This is a genomic window from Solwaraspora sp. WMMD792 (assembly GCF_029626105.1).
GTDB lineage: Bacteria > Actinomycetota > Actinomycetes > Mycobacteriales > Micromonosporaceae > Micromonospora_E.
Genome location: NZ_JARUBH010000009.1, coordinates 3,451,963 through 3,470,695 on the forward strand (window position 1 = coordinate 3,451,963; position 18,733 = coordinate 3,470,695).

Annotated in this window: 10 protein-coding genes; 7 read left to right on the forward strand and 3 right to left on the reverse strand. The window is 71.8% G+C overall.

Annotated elements, in window-relative coordinates:
- Nucleotides 1-113: 113 nt before the first annotated feature.
- The gene (locus O7629_RS16570; protein WP_278170217.1) at nucleotides 114-3,575 is read right to left on the reverse strand and encodes a hypothetical protein; all 3,462 of its coding nucleotides are present in this window, start codon (nucleotides 3,573-3,575) and stop codon (nucleotides 114-116) included.
- Between the two features lie 138 nt (nucleotides 3,576-3,713).
- Between O7629_RS16570 and O7629_RS16575 the strand changes: the two genes are divergently transcribed.
- Entirely contained in the window at nucleotides 3,714-4,073 is a 360-nt protein-coding gene (locus O7629_RS16575) for a PadR family transcriptional regulator (RefSeq protein ID WP_278170218.1), read from the forward strand.
- The gene (locus tag O7629_RS16580; protein ID WP_278170219.1) at nucleotides 4,070-6,445 is read left to right on the forward strand and encodes a hypothetical protein; all 2,376 of its coding nucleotides are present in this window, start codon (nucleotides 4,070-4,072) and stop codon (nucleotides 6,443-6,445) included. Before O7629_RS16575 ends, O7629_RS16580 begins: the two co-directional genes overlap by 4 nt.
- Before the next feature lie 109 nt (nucleotides 6,446-6,554).
- Here the strand turns inward: O7629_RS16580 and O7629_RS16585 are convergent, their stop codons facing one another.
- Nucleotides 6,555-7,178: a hypothetical protein gene (locus tag O7629_RS16585; protein WP_278170220.1), complete on the reverse strand. Its 624-nt coding sequence runs from the start codon at nucleotides 7,176-7,178 to the stop codon at nucleotides 6,555-6,557.
- Between the two features lie 340 nt (nucleotides 7,179-7,518).
- On the opposite strand from O7629_RS16585, the gene O7629_RS16590 reads away from it, so the two are divergent.
- The 5 genes from O7629_RS16590 to O7629_RS16610 are packed head-to-tail and all read left to right on the forward strand — an operon-like array spanning nucleotide 7,519 to nucleotide 16,337.
- Nucleotides 7,519-9,141, forward strand: coding sequence for a hypothetical protein (locus O7629_RS16590; protein WP_278170221.1), 1,623 nt, complete (start codon nucleotides 7,519-7,521; stop codon nucleotides 9,139-9,141).
- Complete coding sequence (locus O7629_RS16595; RefSeq protein ID WP_278170222.1) at nucleotides 9,141-11,597, forward strand: RAMP superfamily CRISPR-associated protein; 2,457 nt, start codon at nucleotides 9,141-9,143, stop codon at nucleotides 11,595-11,597. The genes O7629_RS16590 and O7629_RS16595 overlap by 1 nt, the downstream gene beginning before the upstream one ends.
- Complete coding sequence (locus O7629_RS16600) at nucleotides 11,594-13,330, forward strand: RAMP superfamily CRISPR-associated protein (RefSeq protein ID WP_278170223.1); 1,737 nt, start codon at nucleotides 11,594-11,596, stop codon at nucleotides 13,328-13,330. Before O7629_RS16595 ends, O7629_RS16600 begins: the two co-directional genes overlap by 4 nt.
- Nucleotides 13,327-13,911: a CRISPR-associated protein Csx19 gene (gene csx19 / locus O7629_RS16605; RefSeq protein ID WP_278170224.1), complete on the forward strand. Its 585-nt coding sequence runs from the start codon at nucleotides 13,327-13,329 to the stop codon at nucleotides 13,909-13,911. The genes O7629_RS16600 and csx19 overlap by 4 nt, the downstream gene beginning before the upstream one ends.
- Nucleotides 13,908-16,337, forward strand: a complete 2,430-nt coding sequence (locus O7629_RS16610; RefSeq protein ID WP_278170225.1) for an RAMP superfamily CRISPR-associated protein — start codon at nucleotides 13,908-13,910, stop codon at nucleotides 16,335-16,337. Before csx19 ends, O7629_RS16610 begins: the two co-directional genes overlap by 4 nt.
- Before the next feature lie 76 nt (nucleotides 16,338-16,413).
- Here the strand turns inward: O7629_RS16610 and O7629_RS16615 are convergent, their stop codons facing one another.
- Complete coding sequence (locus O7629_RS16615) at nucleotides 16,414-18,726, reverse strand: hypothetical protein (RefSeq protein ID WP_278170226.1); 2,313 nt, start codon at nucleotides 18,724-18,726, stop codon at nucleotides 16,414-16,416.
- Nucleotides 18,727-18,733 lie beyond the last annotated feature (7 nt).

Genomic DNA, 18,733 nt, shown 5'->3' on the forward strand with positions numbered 1-18,733 from the left:
GATCGTCCCGTTCGCTGCACGCGCACCTACCGCCTCTCCGACCACACCGGCACCGACCTGCCGGTTTGCTGATCATGGTGAGGTGGTCGGGCAAGGTCAACGCCCGGTCGGGCTCAGCCGGACGCCATCGCGATGTCGAGGGCCGCCGACCGGACATCGGGCACCGGATGGCGGCGCAGCCGGTGCAGCGACGACCGCCACGGCGGCGACCAGCCGTACCGGTCGCCGGCCCGGACCAGCGCCACCGCGAACAGCCCGGCGGCCAGGTCACCTCGGTCGGCCAGCGCCCCGGCAACGGTCGTCAGCACCGCCGGGTCCCACCTGCCGTCGGCGCGGCGGACCTCGTCGGCCAGCGTCTCGGCGAGCCGGCCGGCCAGCACCGGCCGGTCGGCGACCAGGTCGGCGAGCGCGGCCAGCTCTGCCACGACCGGGGTCGCGGTCGGTGCGGCCAGCGGCACCAGGTGGGCGAGCAGCCGGGCCGCCTGCGGGGTCAGGTCGGCAAACCCGACGAGGGTACGCGCGGCGGCCCGCACCGCCGCCCGGTCGGTGTCCGGGTCGGCGTCGCGGCACCAGCGCACCGCCGCGTCGACGAGCCGGTCGAGGCGGCGGCGGGCCGGCCGGTCCCCTGCCGGGTCGCCCGGCCGGTCGTCGGCCCGGTCCAGCCGGGCCAGCGCGTCCACCGCGACCACCAGCGGCGACCGGTCGACGGCCGGCGGCGACCCGTCAGCTGCCGACAGCGATCCATCGGCTGCCGCCGCCGGTTCGTCGAGCAGCCGGGTCACCACCCGCATCGCCGACGCCCACCGGTACGGGTCGTCCAGGTCGGTCAGGGCGGCGACGGTCAACCCGGTCAGCTCGGGTACCCAGCGGGCCCAGGCCGGCAACGCCATCCAGGCCAGCCGGGCCGCTTCCGGATCCGGGTTGCCGGTGGCGGCCACGACCAGTGCGGCGTACCGGGGGCGGTCCGGCTCGGCGATGGTCGACGGTGGTGCGTCCAGCAGCGCCGTCACCTCGGCCCGCGACGGTCTCGGCGAATCGGCTCCGCCAGCGCGGCCAGCGGTACCAGCCGCGTCAGCGGTGCCGGCCGCCCCGGCCAGGATCGTCCAACTGGCCGGCACGTCGGGTCGCTGCCGGGCGGCGGCGACGGCGGCGGCCCGCACGTCGGGGTGCTGGTCCACCCGCCGGTACGCCGCGGTGACCACGTCGAACGCCTCCGGCGGGCCGTACCGGGCGAGCAACCGCAGCGCCTGCTTGCGGCTGGTCACCTTGCCGGCGCCGAGCGCCACGTCGGTGAGCGTGGCAACCAGCGTCGACGGTGCGACGAGCCGGGCGGTACGGCCGGCCACGTAGACGGCGACGCGGGCCCGGTCGTCGTCGACGTGCCGCAGCAGCACCGGCAGCGCCTCGTCTGGCCGGTCGGTCCAGGCCAGCGCGGCCAGTGCCGCCTCGGCGAGGGTGACGTCCGCCGCGTCGAGATACCGGGCGACGACCGCCCAGCCGGCACCGGGTACCGGGGCGGCGCAGCTGATCGCCCGTACCCGATGGTGTCTGGCCATGCTCCGGTCGGCGGCGATCGACATCAGCAGGTCGGCGTACGCCCGCTGGTGGCGGGGCAGCCACCGGTCGACCCGGTGCGCCGGGCCGGGCACCCAGCCGGCACCGGCGGACAGAAACTTGCCGGCCCGCTTACCGGGCGGCGTGGTGAACACCTCATCGAGCAGGTCGGTGCGGCGGGCGCAGATCGTCTGCCACACCTCGTGGATCTCTACCGTGGACGCATCGACGGCGAGGACCTCGCCGACCCGGTCGGCCCGGGTCGCCGGGTCGGCCAGCCACAGCGTCACCGCCCGGCGGAACACCGACGACACCACGCCAGGATGGATCGCCTTGCGCAGCAGCCGCTGCAGGTGCGGCAGCCGCCAGGCCCGCCGGCCCAGCGACCAGGCGACGGCGAACAGCGGCTCGTACCGGTCCCGGGTCGCCGCGCCCTCGATCCACGGCGCGATCCGGGTGAACAGGTCGTGCTCCTGACCCCGGCGCAGCACCTGGTCGAGTCGGCCGAGGAACGGCAACTGCCGGCCGTCGTACAGCGTCTCGAAGGTCTGCATCGCCCAGCCGACCAGCGCCGGGTCGGCTGTGTGCCGGCGCAGCACCTGCCCGGCCAGCCCACCGATCGCCGTCAGGCTGGCCGGCGAGGTGTCCCGGGCGGCCACCGCCTGGGTGACGACGTCGGTCAGCGCCGGCACCGTCGCCGGGGTGAGCAGGCCGACCACCTGCGACAACGCGGTGAACGCGCGGGCCCGTACCGGATCCTGGTCGTTGCGCAGCCGGCGCAGTTGCTCGACGGCGGCGACGACGGCCGCCGGGTCGCCGCTGCGCCCGGCGGCGGCCAGCAGCAGCGTGTAGCCGGTGCCCCGGGCGGTGGCGTCGGCGCGCCGGGCCGCCGCGACCAGCGTCGACTCCGCTTCGGCCCAGGGCAGGAACGCGGTGTACGTCAGGGTCGAGTCCTCGCTGGCCCGGACCCGGTCGATGTGGAGCATCCGACGGGCCTCCCGGTGCCGACAGCGGCGGGGCAGCACGGCCAGCAGCTGCTCCGACAGCAGCAGCTCGGTGGTGTCCACATCAGCCGTCACCGCGTCGTACAGCTCACCGCGGCGGGCCGGTGCCAGGGCGGCGAGCAGCCGGGCGAAGGTGTGGTCGGTGCCGCGCAGCCGTACCCCGAGCGGGGTCAGGTCGGCCAGGTCGGCGTCGCGCAACCGGTACAGCAACCCGGACGGCAACGGCTGGCGGCGCAGCCAGCCGGCCCGGGCCGGGGCGGTGAGCAGCCGCAGGGTCCGCGTCGGATCGGCACCGGCCAGCACGCCGTACGCGGTCAGCTCGCCGGGCAGGCGGGTCGTCGGGGCGTACCGCTCCAGCAGGTCGAACACCCGCGTCGGATGCTGCTGCGCGGTGTGCAGCACCGCGCGGCCCCACTCGGACCACCAGTCCTCGCGGGCGACGCCGGACCGGCCGGCGAGCTGCGTGTCGGCGAAGTCGAGCAGTACGGTGGGGTGCCGGCGGGCCAGCCCGGCGCCGCCGGCGACGGTGTACGACAGCGGTGGCAGCAGCCGGGCGACGGTCTCCGGGCCGCAGGCGGGCAGCAGGACCGCGGCCTCGGTGTCGCCGAACCGGGCGCGGACCGGGTCGATCAGCGCGTCGGCGAGGTCGGCGCGGCGGGCGGCGCGCAGCGTCCGGTACGCGGTGCGCCGCAGGTCGGCCGGGGCGTCGTGCAGCAGCGCCGCCGCCTCGTCGGGGTCCGCCCAGCCGGAGCGCAGGTACGCGGTGACCGCGACCGCCCGCAACCGCCGGTCCGGGTCGGCGAAGCCGGCGCGCACCGTCGCCTGGTCGCCGACGATCACCGCCATGGTGAGGCCGAGGAACCGCTGGTGGGAGTCGCCGGCCGCCAACTCGGCCAATACGGCGGGCAGGTCTGCGGTGGCGGCCAGCCGGCGGGCGTGCCCGGCCAGGGCGGACATCCGGGCCCGGTGGGTCAGCGGGTCTCCGGCGGCGAGCAATTCGGCGGTGGGGTGCGGCACCGGATGATCGTCTCAGCCGCCGGCAACCGAATACCCGTCAGCGACACGTGGGCGGCACGTCCGTGAAGTGACGTCGTCAGCGGCTCGGTCAACGACGGCAAGCTGGACCCTATGTAGATGTCCGAGTATGCTGCCGGCATGACGCGACCGGTCCAGATCACCACCGGAGTGGCCCGGGTGCTGGCGGCGCTGCTCGACGACCCCGGCAACGGGCGCTACGGCCTGGAGCTGATGCGGACCACCGGGCAGCCCAGCGGCACCCTCTACCCGATCCTCAACCGGCTGCTGGCCGCCGGCTGGGTGCACGCGCAGTGGGAGCAGATCGACCCGGTGGACGAAGGCCGCCCGGCCCGGCGCTACTACCAGCTCACCCCGGACGGCCTGGTCGCCGCCCGCACTGAGCTGGCCGCGCTCTACGCCGCGCTGCGCCCGCACGCACCCGGGCACGCCGACCCGGCCACCGGCCGACCCGGCGCAGTCTCCCCCGAACCCACGTGACCAGCATGCTGAGCCGGCTGGTCCACCGGGCGTTCGTCGTCGCGGCCCGCCACTGGCCGGCCGCCGACCGCGACGAACTGATCCGCGAATGGCTCGCCGAGTCGTACACGCTCGGCCACGAGCCGGGAGTTCCCGTGCCGGTGCGCGCCTGGCGGCAGATCCGGTTCGCGGCGAGTCTCGCCTGTGCCAGGCAATCTCCGATCGGCGCCGTCGGCACGGTCCCGGTCGACCGCGTCGAGCGGACCGCGCTGCACGTCGTCGCACTGTTCCTCGCCCCGCTGGCGGCGGCCGTCCTGGCCATCCTCGCCAATGGACCACTGTGGATGGCCACTAGCACCGGCGACGACCTGCCGTCGGTCCTGACCCTGCTCCACCGCGCCGGGCACGTCGCCGCCGGGATCGGCTGCGGCGTACTGCTCGCCGACCGGATGCGCCGACGGCGGGGAGCACCGGTCAGCTGGCCGTGGTGCGTCGCCGCGACGGTCCCGGTGCTGGCCGGGCTGGTCGTCGCCGAATCGGCCGTACGCCACCTGGCGATCATCGTCGCCGGTCCGACGTTCACCATCGCTGTCACCGGTCCGGCAGGCACCGTCGCGGGCCCGGCCGTCGTCGCCGGGACGCTGATCCCGTTGACCATCCTGGTGGCGGCCCTCGCCCGCCGCGCCACCCGGTGGGCGCTCGCCGCCGCCGTACCGGGCACCGCCGCCATCACGCTGGCCGCGACCACGACCGCAGCCGCGCTCGTCGCCGGGCCTGATGGGGCACAGATACCGCTGCCGATCCCGCCCGGGATTCTGCTCGGTGCCGTCGCGCTGTCCCTGGCGTACACGGTGCGGGCGGTCCGGCCCCGACCGCCAGCGCCACCGCGACCTCGACCGGCACCGGCACCGCGCCTGCTGGTGGCCACGACGGCGGTGACCGGCGGCGGACTGCTCGTCGCCTACCTGTTCACCCCGTACGCCTGGTGGGCGACCCTGCCCACACCGGTCGTCACGGTCGCCACCCTCGCCACGAACGCGTTCTGTTTCGCCGTGGCGCGCTGGGTGGTCGTCCGGATCCCGGCGAGCCGGCCCGACCCGATCTGGCCGGAGGTCGTTCCCGGTCAGCCGGCCGTCGCACCGAATCAGGCGGCCGTACCAGCCGGTCAGCCGGAGTCCGTCCCGCTACGCCGATCCTGGCGGGAGGTCCTCGCCTGGGGCGGGGCGGCGGGCGCGGCGATCGGCTGGGCGGTCACGCTCGCCTACCTGACCCCGAACATCGGGCTGCAGACGCCGTGGCCGCACACCGACGCGGTGCCGGCGGGCTGGGCCGAGTGGGACACCTCGACCGGCCGGGTCTGGATGCAGGACCTGCAGATGTACGCCATCTGCTGCGTTGCGGTGTGCCTGGCGGCCGCCGCCGCGTACCGTCGCGCGTCGCTGCTGCCCGCACTGGCCAGCCCGGTCGTGCTGCTCGCCGCCACCGTCGGGGTGATCCAGTCCGGCTGGCACACCCCGGTCGCGCTGCCCTGGCTGGCCGCCGGGGCGCTACTGCTCACGATCGCGGCATGGTGGGCGACCGCTCGCCTCGCACCCACCCGTCGACGCACCCCGGAACGCGACAGGTTGCTGATCGCGCGGCTCGCCGTGCTGGCCGCGTTCCTGGTCCCGGGCATGTACGTTTACGGCGTCTTCCTCAGCGACGAGCCGTCGGTCCCGCCGGTCGCGCTCACCGTGACCGTCGGCCTGTCGACCGTACTGGCGATCGTCGCCAGTGCCGCGGTGACCGCGTCCTCGGCGCGGACGTCGATCAGGACGCTACCCGAGACAACTGCGGCGGCCTGGTCGCTCACGGTCGGTGCCGGCGTGGCGGTGTTCGGTACGGCGGTGTTCGGTACGGCGGTGCTCAGCGGCGACGGCACGTCGTCGCCGGTCAGCTATCCCCTAGCGGCCGTCGCGCCGGCGCTGGCAGTGCCGGCCGCCGCGCTGACCATCGCGGCGGTCCGCGCCTCAGGAGCACGTCGCACGCCGGAGGCGGGCCGCGCTACGAAAGCGGGCCGAGTGTCCGGGCCTGCCGGCAACGGCCGTTACCGCGTCGGTTCCGTGCGCCGCCTCGCTGTCGTGCGCCGCGTCGGCGGCGGCATCGGGCTCGGCGTAGCGCTGCTGACCACTGGATACGTGGCCCTGATCTGCGGCATGATCCTCGCGTTCGGGTTCGGCCAGCTGATTCCCTGGCTGGAGTACCAACAGAGCTACGACCCGATCGGCTATCTGCCCGGTGGGGTCGCGCTCGGTCTGCTGCTGGCCTTTCTCACGCCGTACCTGGTCGAACCGTGGGGAACGTATCCGGCCCGGCCGGCGGTGCCGATGCCACTGCGGGCCGTCACTGATTGACCGGTCTCGTGATCCACTTCGCGCTGTCGATCGGCGTCTCGGTGTGTCGCGTCGATCAGCCGAAGTGGATCAATGCCGCCAGCAAAGGAGTCGGCGGCCGGTGATCGGCTCACCCGCTGGTGAGTCGAGCGACCAGCCGGCGCGACACCGTCCAGCGGGCGAGCAGATGAAAGCTGGAAATCGTTGTGAAGGCCACCAGGAGGCCGGACATCGCCACCGTCATCGCCCAGCGGCCTGCGCTGCGGTCGGCCGGTAACGGGCCGTACCAGCCGTTCGGGTCCACCCACATGGTCAACTGGTCACCGTCGCGGCGTACCCCGATGTCGTGCCGGTACTGCCAGCCGAGGTCCGCTCCGGTATCCAACCGCGCCAGCCGGTACCGCTCGGTTTCACTGCCGCGCCAGGTGTCGGTCACGACGACCGGTGTCCGTTCACCCGCAAGGTGCAGATAGACCGGGCCGAGCCCGACGAAGACCGCCCAGCCGAGCAGTACGACAGCGACGAGCGCGACCCGTGACGGCACCGAAGCCCGAGGGCGGATGGCCCGGACGATGAGCAGTCCCAGTCCGAGACTGCCGCCGACGAGAGCGGCACCGAGATAGATTCCCCAGTACTGGCCATTGTGGTACAGCGAGCCGCTGTAGACGCAGAGGAGCAACCAGCCGAGCACAGCGGCAACGGCACTCATCCGCTGGGCGACAGTCCGCCATCCGATCGCTCGTATCCGGGACACCCGGCCGACGGTAACGCCCGCCCGCATCCCTGCCGGGCGCACCGCACCACGGGACCGGTCCGACAGATTACGGCTTGATCCACTTCGCGTCAGCAGACAGTGGTACGGCATGTCGCGTCGATCAGCCGAAGTGGATCAACCGCTGGCTGTCCGGCGTCGGCGGCGAACCATTGGCCGTACCCGGGCGGTTGTCTGAAATCTGTCTACCGGTTGGGTGCGGCTGGCCAGTCGGGTCGGATATGTTTGCCGGCTGCCCTCGGCGCAGCGGTGGGCCGGCATCCACGGTCCGCCTGTCCGTCCGTGTCTTAAGTACAGGCACCGGAACGACAGAGGGGAACGGATGAGCAGCCAGTCTCCAGCGAGCGGCAAGAGCCGGCACTGGGTGGTGATAGAGACCGGCGCCAATCAGGCGTACGTGTTCGCCAGCAACAAACAGGCGGTGAACGTCGGAGCCAGCGAATTGATCTTCCGGAGCGGCACCGAGTGGGTGACCGAGGCGGTCAGAAAGATCAACGAGAGGTCCGGGCGGGATGCTGTCGAGATCGTGGTAGCTGCCTCCGGCAAAGCACTGCTGCTGGCCCCGAACGCCGCCGATGGGAGGGCAGTCATCAGGGCGGTGACCCGCCGGGCACTGCATCAGGCGCCAGGGCTGGAAATCTGGGGCACCGTTGACCCGAAGGCGGTCGACAACGACGCCGACCTGGCGGATGGGCTGAGCCGGGCGTACCAGTTGCAGGCGGCGTGGCGCAGCCGCCGCCCGTCGCCGCTGCTGCGGCACCCGACGCTGCCGTTCACCCGGCCCTGCCACTACTCGGGGCAGCCGTCGACCGCGTTCGGCGACGAAGGCGGCACACCGTACCCGAGGGCGGCGAAGGTCGACGCGGCCTGGCGGCGGCGCAACGTCGGCCGGGACCGGATGGCCGATCGACTGGTCGACTCGGCAGTGGTCCAGGCCGACAAGTTGAACGACGGGGTCAGCAACGCCGGCTGGGTCGCGGTGATGCACGCCGACGGCAACGGCATCGGCGACGTATTCCGCAAGATCAGCACGACGTACAGCGGTCAAGATTTCCTCACCAAGCTGGGTGCCTTCAGCCGGGCGCTCGACGAGGTGACGGTCACCGCCCTGCGGTACGCCGTCGAGCAGGTCAACGACCGGACCGGTTGGCTGCTGCCGCTGGTCGTCGGCGGCGACGACGTGACCGTGGTGATGGACGCCCGGCCGGCGTTCGAAGTGACCGCGACCTTCGTGGAACGGTTCGCCGAGCAGGCCGCCGGCAACGAAACCATCTCGCAGGTGCTGACCGACGCGCGGTTGCCGGGTCTGACCGCCTGCGCCGGGATCGCGTACGTCAAACCGCATTACCCGTTCAGCCAGGCGTACGAGTTGGCCGAGGAATTGTGCAGTTCCGCCAAACAGATCAAGCGGATCGATCCCAGCTACGGTGCGCTGGACTTCCACGTGCTGCACGACTCGATCGGGCAGAGCCTGGGACGGATCCGCGCACCGCTGACCGTGACCGATGGCGACGAGGCCGAGTTGCGGCTGTGGCCCGGTCCGGTGGTCATCGGCGAGCCGACGAAAGGCGGCTGGGCGGCGGCGCACGACGTCACACTGTTGCGCGAAGTGGCCAAGGAACTGGGCCGCAAGCCGAGTGAGACCGACCCGCCGGTGCTGCCCCGCAGTGCCCTGCACCGGCTGCGGCAGGCGCTGCTCGCCGGCCGGACCGAAACAAACCGGGCTCGTGACCAGGTCACCGTATGGGCGCCCAACAGGGAGAAGGCGGACGCGTTCCTGCGGGACCATCTGCTGGTCGACGAACCGCCATCGGATTCCGGCGTCACGTTCAGCCGGATTCTCGGCGCGATCGACCTGATCGACATGGCGACCGGCACCGCCCCACACACCGCTGCGGAACGCGACAACATCCGCGCGGCGCAGCCGTCCAGGGAGGCGGCCTGATGACCAACACCAAGTCAGCGGCGGGCAACGCCGGGCTGCGTAACGGTCAGCCATTCACCGTCGACGTGGAGTTCCTCAGCGACTGGGCCTGCGGCACCGGCACCGGCCGGCACGGCGCGGTGGACCGCGAGGTGCAGCGCGATGCCGACGGGCTGCCGATGCTGCGCGGCAAGGCACTCGCGGCGGTGCTGCGTGACGCGGCGGAGACCGTCGCCACCGGTTTGGACGAAGGCGTCACCGGCACCTGGCACGCCTGGGTGGAGGCGGTTTTCGGCAGCCAGCCCGGTGCGTCGTCCCTGCAACGACTCGGCCCCGACGCGGCTGGCGAGCCACGACCGCAGCCACGCTCGATGCCGGTTCCGGCAGCGCTGCAGGCCCGGCCGCTACGCCTGCACACCGATGTACGGGAGGCGGTCGCGGCGTTCGGCGACCGGGACCGTGTCCTGGCCCGGGAGGCGGCTGTGTTGCTGCGTCCCGGGGTGCAGATCGACCAGTATCGGCACACCGCAGCAGACGACATGTTCCGCGTCGAGGAACGGGCTGCGGTCGGGTTGACGGTGACCGCCGACTGGCAGCTGGACTTTCCAGGGCTCGCCGTCGGCGACCCGGTGCCGTGGGAGGCCGAACTGCTGCTGCTGGCCGCCGCCCGGCTGGTCGACGCCGTCGGCGGCAAGCGGCGGCGCGGCGCGGGGCGGTGCCGGGTCACCATCGCCGGCCACGGCACCGACGGCGGTGCCGGTCCCCGGCTGACCGCTCTGCTGCACAAGATCGATCAGGCGAAGACCCCGGCCAAGTCGGTGGCGACAGCTGGCACGGAAACGGCCGGTACGACGCTCGGCGCCAAGGCCAAGACTTCGCCGGAGCACCGTCAGGATCTGCGGATCACCGCGCTGACTCCGTTGATGGTGGCCCGTGGCGTGCTCGGCAACCTGGTGTTGTCTGAACGGTTCGTGCCCGGCACGTCGCTGCTGCCGATGGTGGCCAAGGCGCTCGGCGACCGCGCCACCGAGCTGATCACCAGCGGTCAGGTGGTGGTCACCAACGCCACCGTCGAGGTCGGCAACGAACGGTCGCTGCCGCTGCCCCGCTCCCTGCACGAGTTCAAGGACGCCGACCCCAACCGGTCGGACGAACCACCGGTCCTGGTGAATCTGCTGAAGCCCCGTAGCGACGACGGCAAACGACTGCGGACCATGGTCGGCTTTTGCGTCCGCGACACCGTTGACGGCGGCATCCGCATCGCCGAGGTGGACCTGGTGACGCAGGCGCACGCCGTCATCGACGACACGTCGCAGCGGCCGACCGAGGAGTCCGGTGGCCTGTTCGTCTACGAGGCGATCGCCGCCGGCACAGTGCTGCGTTGCGAGCTGTGGCTCCCCGCCGACGCGGAGTTGGACACCGACTGGATCAACGGCGAACACGCGATCGGACGGTCCCGCAAGGACGATTACGGCCACATCAGGGTCGAGGTCATCGACCAGCCCACCAAGTCGGCGTTGACCAGCCGCGACGAAGATCCAATCGAGGGCGAGCTGGTCGTGTGGTTGCTGTCGGATCTGCTGCTGCGCGGCCCGGCCGGTGCGCCGGTGACCAGTCCGAACCTGCTGGGCACCGTGCTCGGCGAGGCGCTGGGCGTCGACCTGAAACTGCCGCCGCTGAAGCCGGGACAACCACCGGCGGAGTTCGTCACCACCCGGCGGGTCGAGTCATGGCAGCGCCGTTGGTCGATGCCGCGCCCGTCACTGACCGGAATCGCCGCCGGCAGCGTCGTGCGGTTCCAGATGAGTGGGGTGCCCACCGACGAAGCGCTGCACCGGATCGAGGCCGCCGGGCTCGGGGAGCGGACCGCCGAAGGCTACGGCCGGCTGGCGTTGCAGCCCTGGCTACTCGGCCAGGAGACGGTCCAGCTACCCAAACCCGACAAGAACAAGGACGGCAGCAGGGGCGGTGAGGGCACGGCCCGACGGTGGCTTCCGGATGACGTACCGGAGTTGGCGGTCGATCTGCTGGAGCGTGGCTGGCGGCGGGAACTGCACCGTACGGCAGCGGTCCGGGCAGCCGACGACACCCTGCGCGACCTTCTCGTGCCGGGCAACGCGACCGCGGCGCAGCTTGGGATCCTGCGCACGTTGGCCGACCGGCTCACCGCTGGTGACGGCTCAGCGCAGCTGCGGAGCTGGATCGCGGCGACCCGGCGCAACCCGCCACGCATGCAGGTGTGGGGCGAGCAGCGGCTCGATCAGTTGGCGCTGCTGGCCGGCGGCGACGAGAAGCTGTGGACCCATCTGGGCGTTCGTCCGCCGGAACCCATCGCGGGCGAGCTGTACCAGCAGGCAGCCGGCTGGCTGCTCACCGAGGTGGCGCGGGCCGAGGTCGAACGACGCCGCAACCCGGGGACAGACGACGACCAGCAGGCCGGTCCAGAAGCCGACCGCAACGAGGAGGTGCCGGTATGAGCCGCCAGGTGGCAATCAGGTGGGAGCTGACCGGCATCCTCGTCGCTAAGGCTGCGGTGCACATCGGTGGTCTCGACGCCGGGCCGGCGCAGCTGGTCCAGGCCCGCGACGGTGCCGGCCGGCCGCTGCTGCCCGGCACCGCGCTGGCCGGGGTGATCCGCTCCGCGCTACGCGGGGCAGGGAGCCCCGACAGTGTCCTGTGGGGCCTGCCGTCCGATGCGGACGGCGACGGCGGGCAGGCTTCCTGGGTACGGGTCGACGACGCCCCCGCGCTCGGCAGCCCGCACGTCGAGGTACGTGACCATGTGTCGATTGACCGGTTCCACGGTGCGGCGGCCAAGGGGCACCTGTTCAGCCGGGAGGTGCTGGCCGCCGGCACCCGATTCGCCTTCCGCATGGTGGTCGACGCCCCCGCAGACGGCGACGCGGCAGCGGCGCAGACTCTGGTCGAAGCGGTCGCGGCTCAGCTACGCGGCCCCGGCATCAGCGTCGGCGCGGCCACCACCCGTGGGCTCGGCCTGGTCCGGCTGACGGACGCCGTACGGCGCAAATCGGATCTGGCCACCCGGGCCGGCATGCTCGCCGCGCTGCGCAGCGGTGGGGAGCCGGTCGGCCTGCCCTCTGCGGATCCGGATCAAGTGCCGGCCGGTGTGCTGCGGATTCGGGTGCCGTGGCGTCCGCACGGTCCGCTGGCGGTGCAGGTCAGCGCGGACGGTGACGTGGTCAGCGCGTTTCCGTTGACCGGCCGCGACGAGGCTGGCATCCACCTGGAGCTGCCGGGCAGCTCGATCAAAGGTGTGCTGCGCAGTCACGCCGAGCGGATCACCCGTACGGTGACCGGCAAGTCCGCTCCCGAGGACTTCCTGGACCAGATGCGGGCCGACGGGCTCGACTCGGTGGCGGCCCTGTTCGGCACCGCCGCCGCCCGCGACAGCAGGGACCGGGATCAACCGACGGGTCGGCGCGGCGCGTTGCAGGTGGCCACCTGTACCAGCGAGGCCACCTTGCCGGCGGCTCAGTGGGACGCCGTGCGCCTGCTGCAGCAACGCCTCGGTGACAGTGCACGTGGTGGTGGTGTCGAGATCGATAAGAAGCCCGACAACAGACGATCGAGAAGAAGAAGGGAGAAGAATAAACCGCAGGCGGCCGGCAACACCGCGAACACGGCCAGCAAGGATGGCACCCAGCAGGAAGCAGACGTGCACCGGGTCGCGTTGGGCCAGCTGCAGCTCGCCGTCGACGAGCTGAACCGTGGCGTCAAGGACATCAAGTTCATGATCGCGCACCATGTGGCGGTGGACCGGTGGACCGGCGGCGCTGCGGACGCGCTGCTGTTCGCCACCTTGGAGCCGCACGCCACTGGCGACAAGGCGTGGCAGCCGATCACCCTCGATCTGCGGGTCAACGAACTCGGGCCGGCGCCGTCGAAGCCGGACCCCGGATCCGAGCAGGACGGGCAGTGCGCCCCGCCAGAACAGCTTGCCGCGCTGGCGTTGCTGCTGCTGGTGCTGCGGGACCTGTGCGACGGCTGGCTCGGCTTCGGCCACGGCACCACCCGTGGTGCCGGTGGCGTACGGGTCGACGCCGACAAGGTCCGCTTCACTGCCGGCTCGATGACCGGCTGGTTCAGCTGCCTCGACGGCCGGTCGCTGGCCCAGGTGCTGGCCGACCAGGAGCTGACGGCGTCGCTGACCACCGCCTGGCTGGCCACAGCTGAAGGAGCACCGGCATGAGCAAGACCATCCGTACCGTTAGTCCGGTCGACGCGGGCCCGGCCGGCGCGGCGCTGGCTGCGTTCGCCGCCGGCACGTCGGGAGTGGGTTTCTGCTACCGGCCGGCGGATGTCCGCTGGTTCCGGTTCGCCTCCGACGGGGTGGCTCGGGGCGATGACGGGTCGGCGCTCGACCTGACCGGTGTGTTCGAGCTCCGGGCGTTCACCGGTGAGGCCGAGTTGCGCTGGTTGCATGACAGCGGCGGAACGGGCACCGCTCACTGGGTCGGCGAGTCCGACACCGGCCGCAGCCGGCCAGGCGTGCCATGGCGGCTGCAGCACAAGCCGTACGAGCGGCTGCTGTGGGGCGCCGTGGTCGGCGAACGCAACGACCACGGCTGGGTGACGCTGCACGACGGGCGGATCGGCACGCTGCCGGTGCCGGTCGACGGGCCGGCACCGGAAGGCTCCCTGGTGTGGCTGCAGGCGGTCGAGTACGCCGAGAACGACGAGCACGGCAACGTAGCCGTCGTGGATGAACGTCTGGTCGGGCTGGTGGCCCGACCGTTTCCGACGCCGAAGGACAAGGGGGCCGCACGATGACGATCGACCAGGTTCCGAGCGAGGCGCCCGAGCCGTTGCCGATCGGCAACGGGTTCCTCAACCCGTACGCCTTCGTCTCGATCCCGGACCGGGCAGAGCTGCCGAAGTCGCTGTCGGACTGCGGGTTGGACAGCAGATTGGCAGGCAAGCTGGCCGGCCATGACCGTTACCACGCCGACCGGTGGACCGGGACGATCGGCGTCACCATCACCACCCGTACCCCGATGTTGATCCCCGACCACGGGCGACGTGCGGCCACCAGCACGAACGCCGATGAGCCGCTGGAGGTGCGGGTGGACCACAAGGGCCGTCCGATGCTGGCCGGGTCGGCGGTCAAAGGCGCGCTGCGCTCGGCGTACGAAATGATCACAAACTCGCGGTTCGGGGTATTCCAGCAGGACAGGCAGATGGCCATCCGGTCGACTGTTGACGAGAGCCTCGCCGACCTGCGACCGGCGGTGGTGCTGGAGGTCGGCGACGACACCGCCACCCTGCAGGTGGTCGAGTCCCTCACGCCGCACCATCTGCAGGGCAAGAAGCTGGAGCGGCCGGTGCAGACGGCGGTGTGGTCGAAGATGACGCTGCGATGCGAGTGCACCGGCGGCTGCAGTGGCAAGATCGGGCACGGCACGGACGGTGCCGAGGACCCACCGCGCAGCCCTGACCTGGAAGCGTGGATCTACTTCGCCAGGCTCGGCAAGTTCCCGCTGTGGCGGGTCGCCGCCCTTGCCGAGCCGGGCAAGTTGTGCGACAAGTCGACGGCGCGACAACGGCGGAGCGAGGACATCGAGCGTGAGAAGAAGCGCACCCGCGGGCTGACGATCGATGCGCAACATGACCTGGTCAAGGTTCGGGGACGGCTGCACCGTACCGGCAGCACCTTCCCGGCCGGCGGTGAACGGAAACGGTACGAGCGTTTCGTGGTCACCCAGGTGCTCGGCGGCCCCGCCGATGCGAAGCTGACCAAGGTCACCGTCGACAAGCAACTGCTCGACGGCTGGCAGGCCACGATCGACTCGTACCACCAGGCGCATCACCGGGAGAAGGACACGCACACCCGCTACGGCCAGTACGTGTGGCAGCCGCAGCGGTGGAGGCAACTGCGCCCGCACGACACCCTCTACGTCAGGATCGAGGAGGTCGACTCGGCGAAGGGCCGCACGATCCAGGCCAACCGGCTGTTCCCGGCGATGGTCGGTCGGGTGCCGTTTGCCGGCACGCCGGAGCAGAGCCTGCCGGAAGCACACCGTCCGGCGAAGAATCATTCGGAGCTGTCGCCAGCCGACCGGGTATTCGGCTGGGTGGGGCAGGATGGCCGCCGAGGTGACGAAGGCCCCGCCTATCGGGGGCATCTGCGGGTGCTGCCGCCACACGAGTCACAGGCACCGGACCCGAGCAGCGTGCACCGGATCGGTGGAGGGCTGCAGCTGGTCGCCCTCAACTCCCCCAAGCCGTCACAGTTCCGTTTCTACCTGGGTGACCGCGACGGAAAACCGCTCAACGGAGTGGCGAAGGACGCCGACGAGGGCTACCCGGCCGAGCCGGGCCGGCGCCGATTGCGCGGGCGCAAGGTCTATCTGACCCACGCGGAGGTGCTCTACGGCCAGCACTCCCCCGCGTACTGGAATCCGCCGGCTGCCGACGGCACCGGCCCGCTGAAGCCGGACCTCGTGCACGTCAAAGCCGGCCCGCGCTACCGCGAGTACGCCCGGACGCCGGTCCGCGACGGTGACAAGGACAACGTGGACGTCATCACGTCGGTGTCGCAGTGGGTGAAGCAGGGCACGAAGTTCCGGCTGACGCTGCAGGTCGACAACCTCACCGACACCGAACTCGGCGCGCTGCTGTGGCTGCTGTGGCTACCCGAAGGTGCCTGCCTCAAGCTCGGGCTGGGCAAGCCGCTCGGGTTCGGCGCGGTGCGGGCCGAGGTGAACTGGGACGACACCAGACTGTTCCATGGCGACCGGCTGCGGGAGCGCTACCGACTGTTGTCGCGCTCGCCGGAGCCGGTCGAAGTGTCGGCCGTCCGGCAGCTGATCGACGACTACGACGCACTACTGCGCGAACATCTCCCAACGGTACGGACGGAGTTCCTGAACGCCGCCTACGGTTTCCTCAATGCCCCGGTGCACTACCCCCGGGCGGCGGACACCGACAAGGAGCACACGCCGCCGCAGCCAGGCCAGCCGTCGACGCCACGCAACACCACCTACGACTGGTGGGTGACCAACGACGCCATCGGCGAGAAGGACAACCGGCCGAAGGACCGACGGCTGGCGTTGGGTGAGCTGTCCAACCCAGAAAACCTCGTCCTGCCGTACCACCCGATGAAGAAGGAACGCAACGCTGGCGGCAAGGGTGGCGGTAACGGGGGCAACGGCAAGAACGGCGGTGGCGGTGGAAAGAACGGCGGTGAAAAGAAGTAACTCTGCGCGCCGGTGAGCCGGCCGGGCTCCGGTGGAGGTCCCGCCACCGGAGCCCGGCGCCGGCCCGGCGGACGTGTCAGGTGTCGCGCAGTCGGCGTACGTCGTCGCGTAGCTCGGCGAGCACGTCGGCCAGCCGAGGGCCGCCGCCGACTCGGTCACCGAACGCGGTACGGGCGGCGGTGGCCATCGCGGTGAGCAGGCCGCTGACGGTGTGCTGCGCTCCCCCGGTGCGCTCCAGGATCAGGTCGTCGAGGGCGCGGGCGTCGAACGGCCCGTGCCCATGGGTGACCGGCAACTGGTTGCGGGTGTCGAACATCCAAGTCAGCTCGTTGCGGATCTTCGTCTTGGTCTGTGCGTGGTTGTCAGCTGAGCGTTCGGCGCAGGCGCAGGCACCGATGATCGCCCGCATCCCGGTTGCCGGGTCCGTGTCGACGCCGGGCAGCGCGGCCCACACCCCGATCCGTTCGGCGACCATGCGGACGGCGCGGTCCTCGGCGTCTACGGTGGTCATCGGCCAGTCCTCCGGCTCGCCGGCGAGGCGCAACGCGTTTGACAGACACTGCGCTTTGTCGCGCAACTGTTTGCCGGTGGCGAGGGTGCCGAGTAGCCGGGCGGCGGTGTCGAGTTCGGCGACGTCCAGGGCGTGGCTGGCGGCGGCGAGGATGGCCCGGTCGGTGCCGAACCGCAGCGGCAGCCGGTGGGTGCCGGCGTCGAGCACAGTCTGGGTCTTGGTGACGAGCTGGCGCAGGAACAGCGGGATGCCCCGTACGGCGGCGATCTGTTGCCCGGCGTCGAGCAGGGTCAGCACGTGCTCCTTCGGCCCGGTCGGGATCAGCACGATCGCCCCGGTGTCCGGGCCGACGTGTTGGCTCAGCAGCTCGACCGCGGCCTTCTCGGTGAACGCGTCCGGATGGTCGGGGTCGAGCCCGACGGCAGCGACCGAAGCGGTGACGACGGTGTGTCCAGCGGCGCGCAGCTGCTCGCCGACCCGCTGCGCGTGGGTGAACGTCCCGGAGGCGGTGCCGAGGATGATCATTTTCACCGGTACCTCGACCGGACCGCCGAGGTAGGTCTGGACGTCTTTCTCGATCCGCCGCCACCGGTTCTGTTGGACAGCATCGGCGATCTCCTCGACGACGTAGTCACCGCCTTTGCTGTCCGGCCAGCCGAGGATGGTGAGGTAGCAGACGGTGTCGCCGGGCACCAGGGGCAGCGGCCCGAGTCCGGACAGGGTGGGCAGGTCGGCCGCCGGGGCGGTGTCGTGTTCGGCGAGGTGCCGGCGCAGGGCGTCGAGCATCGCCGGCTGCGGCGGCGCGAGTTCGTGAGAGCTGTCCTTGCCCATCTCGTTGAGCTGCCGCACGATCGGCGAGAGGAGCCACTCGCCGCTGGCCGTGCGCTTCGCGTCGAGCACGGCGGCATCCTGATGCTCCCGGTCGATCGTGCCTATCAGCTTGCCGAGGGTGGCGGTCCGTCGCCCGTTGCGCTGCTGCGCCCAGGTGAGCAGATCGAGCGTGCTGCCGTCGTGTTCCCGCAGCTCCTGGTAGCGGTGGACGATGTAGGCGCGGACGGCGAAGCCGCTGCTGCCGTCGCCGCGCATCAACGCGGCGGCCATCACGGCCCGCATCCGGTCGGCGTTCGGCACGACGTACGCCCGCCCGAAGTGATCAGCCTCCGCGTCGACGACCCGCCGCTGCTCGACCGTCAGGCTCAGCTGGCCCGTGTCGGCGAGAACCCGCAGCAGATCGTGGTAACGCCAGCGACGCAGCAACGGCACCACCGGGTCGACCGGCAACCCGGCCGTCGGGTCGTAGACGGCGTGCCGGGGCACCACGGTCGGCCCGATCCGGATCAACGACCACGGCAACCCGGACGTGATCACCGCGTCGAGCGCGCCGAGGATGACCTGGGTGGAGCCGCTGCCCCATACCGTGTAGACCCGCCCCGCAATGGAGTCGGCGCGGCTGCGCAGGAAGCGGGCGACACCGCAGGCGATGTCGGGTTCGGTGACGCTCACGCCGTGGACGATGGTGACGGCGGTGACCGGTACGCCGTACAGGTCGGGTTGGCGGTCGAGGGCGTGCGCGATGACGTCGGCGATCGGCGCGACGACCGGGGTGCACAGGAGCACCAGGTGGATGGTGGTGGCGCCGGTATCGGTCGGCAGGGCGCCCAGTGCGGCGGCGAGCGGCGCGACCTGGCCGGTTGTCTGCTCGGGGGTGCGTAGCAGCAGGATCTGCCGGGTTTGGGGGTCGTCGTCGGGCCGCTGTTCGAGCCGGGCGAGGAGCTCACCGGCGTCGGCCTGCCCGGCCGAAAGGCGGGCGCGGCCCGCCGGTGCACCGAGGTCGGAGTTTCCGACGGCGTGGAGCAGGTAGGTGACGTGTCGGGTCACATTCGTC

What these genes read in the sequence shown, in the direction of transcription:
- csx19 (WP_278170224.1), top strand. Translation starts at nt 13,327, where the DNA reads ATGAGCAAGACCATCCGTACCGTTAGTCCGGTCGACGCGGGCCCGGCC.
- O7629_RS16600 (WP_278170223.1), top strand. Translation starts at nt 11,594, where the DNA reads ATGAGCCGCCAGGTGGCAATCAGGTGGGAGCTGACCGGCATCCTCGTC.
- O7629_RS16590 (WP_278170221.1), top strand. Translation starts at nt 7,519, where the DNA reads ATGAGCAGCCAGTCTCCAGCGAGCGGCAAGAGCCGGCACTGGGTGGTG.
- O7629_RS16595 (WP_278170222.1), top strand. Translation starts at nt 9,141, where the DNA reads ATGACCAACACCAAGTCAGCGGCGGGCAACGCCGGGCTGCGTAACGGT.
- O7629_RS16610 (WP_278170225.1), top strand. Translation starts at nt 13,908, where the DNA reads ATGACGATCGACCAGGTTCCGAGCGAGGCGCCCGAGCCGTTGCCGATC.
- O7629_RS16575 (WP_278170218.1), top strand. Translation starts at nt 3,714, where the DNA reads ATGACGCGACCGGTCCAGATCACCACCGGAGTGGCCCGGGTGCTGGCG.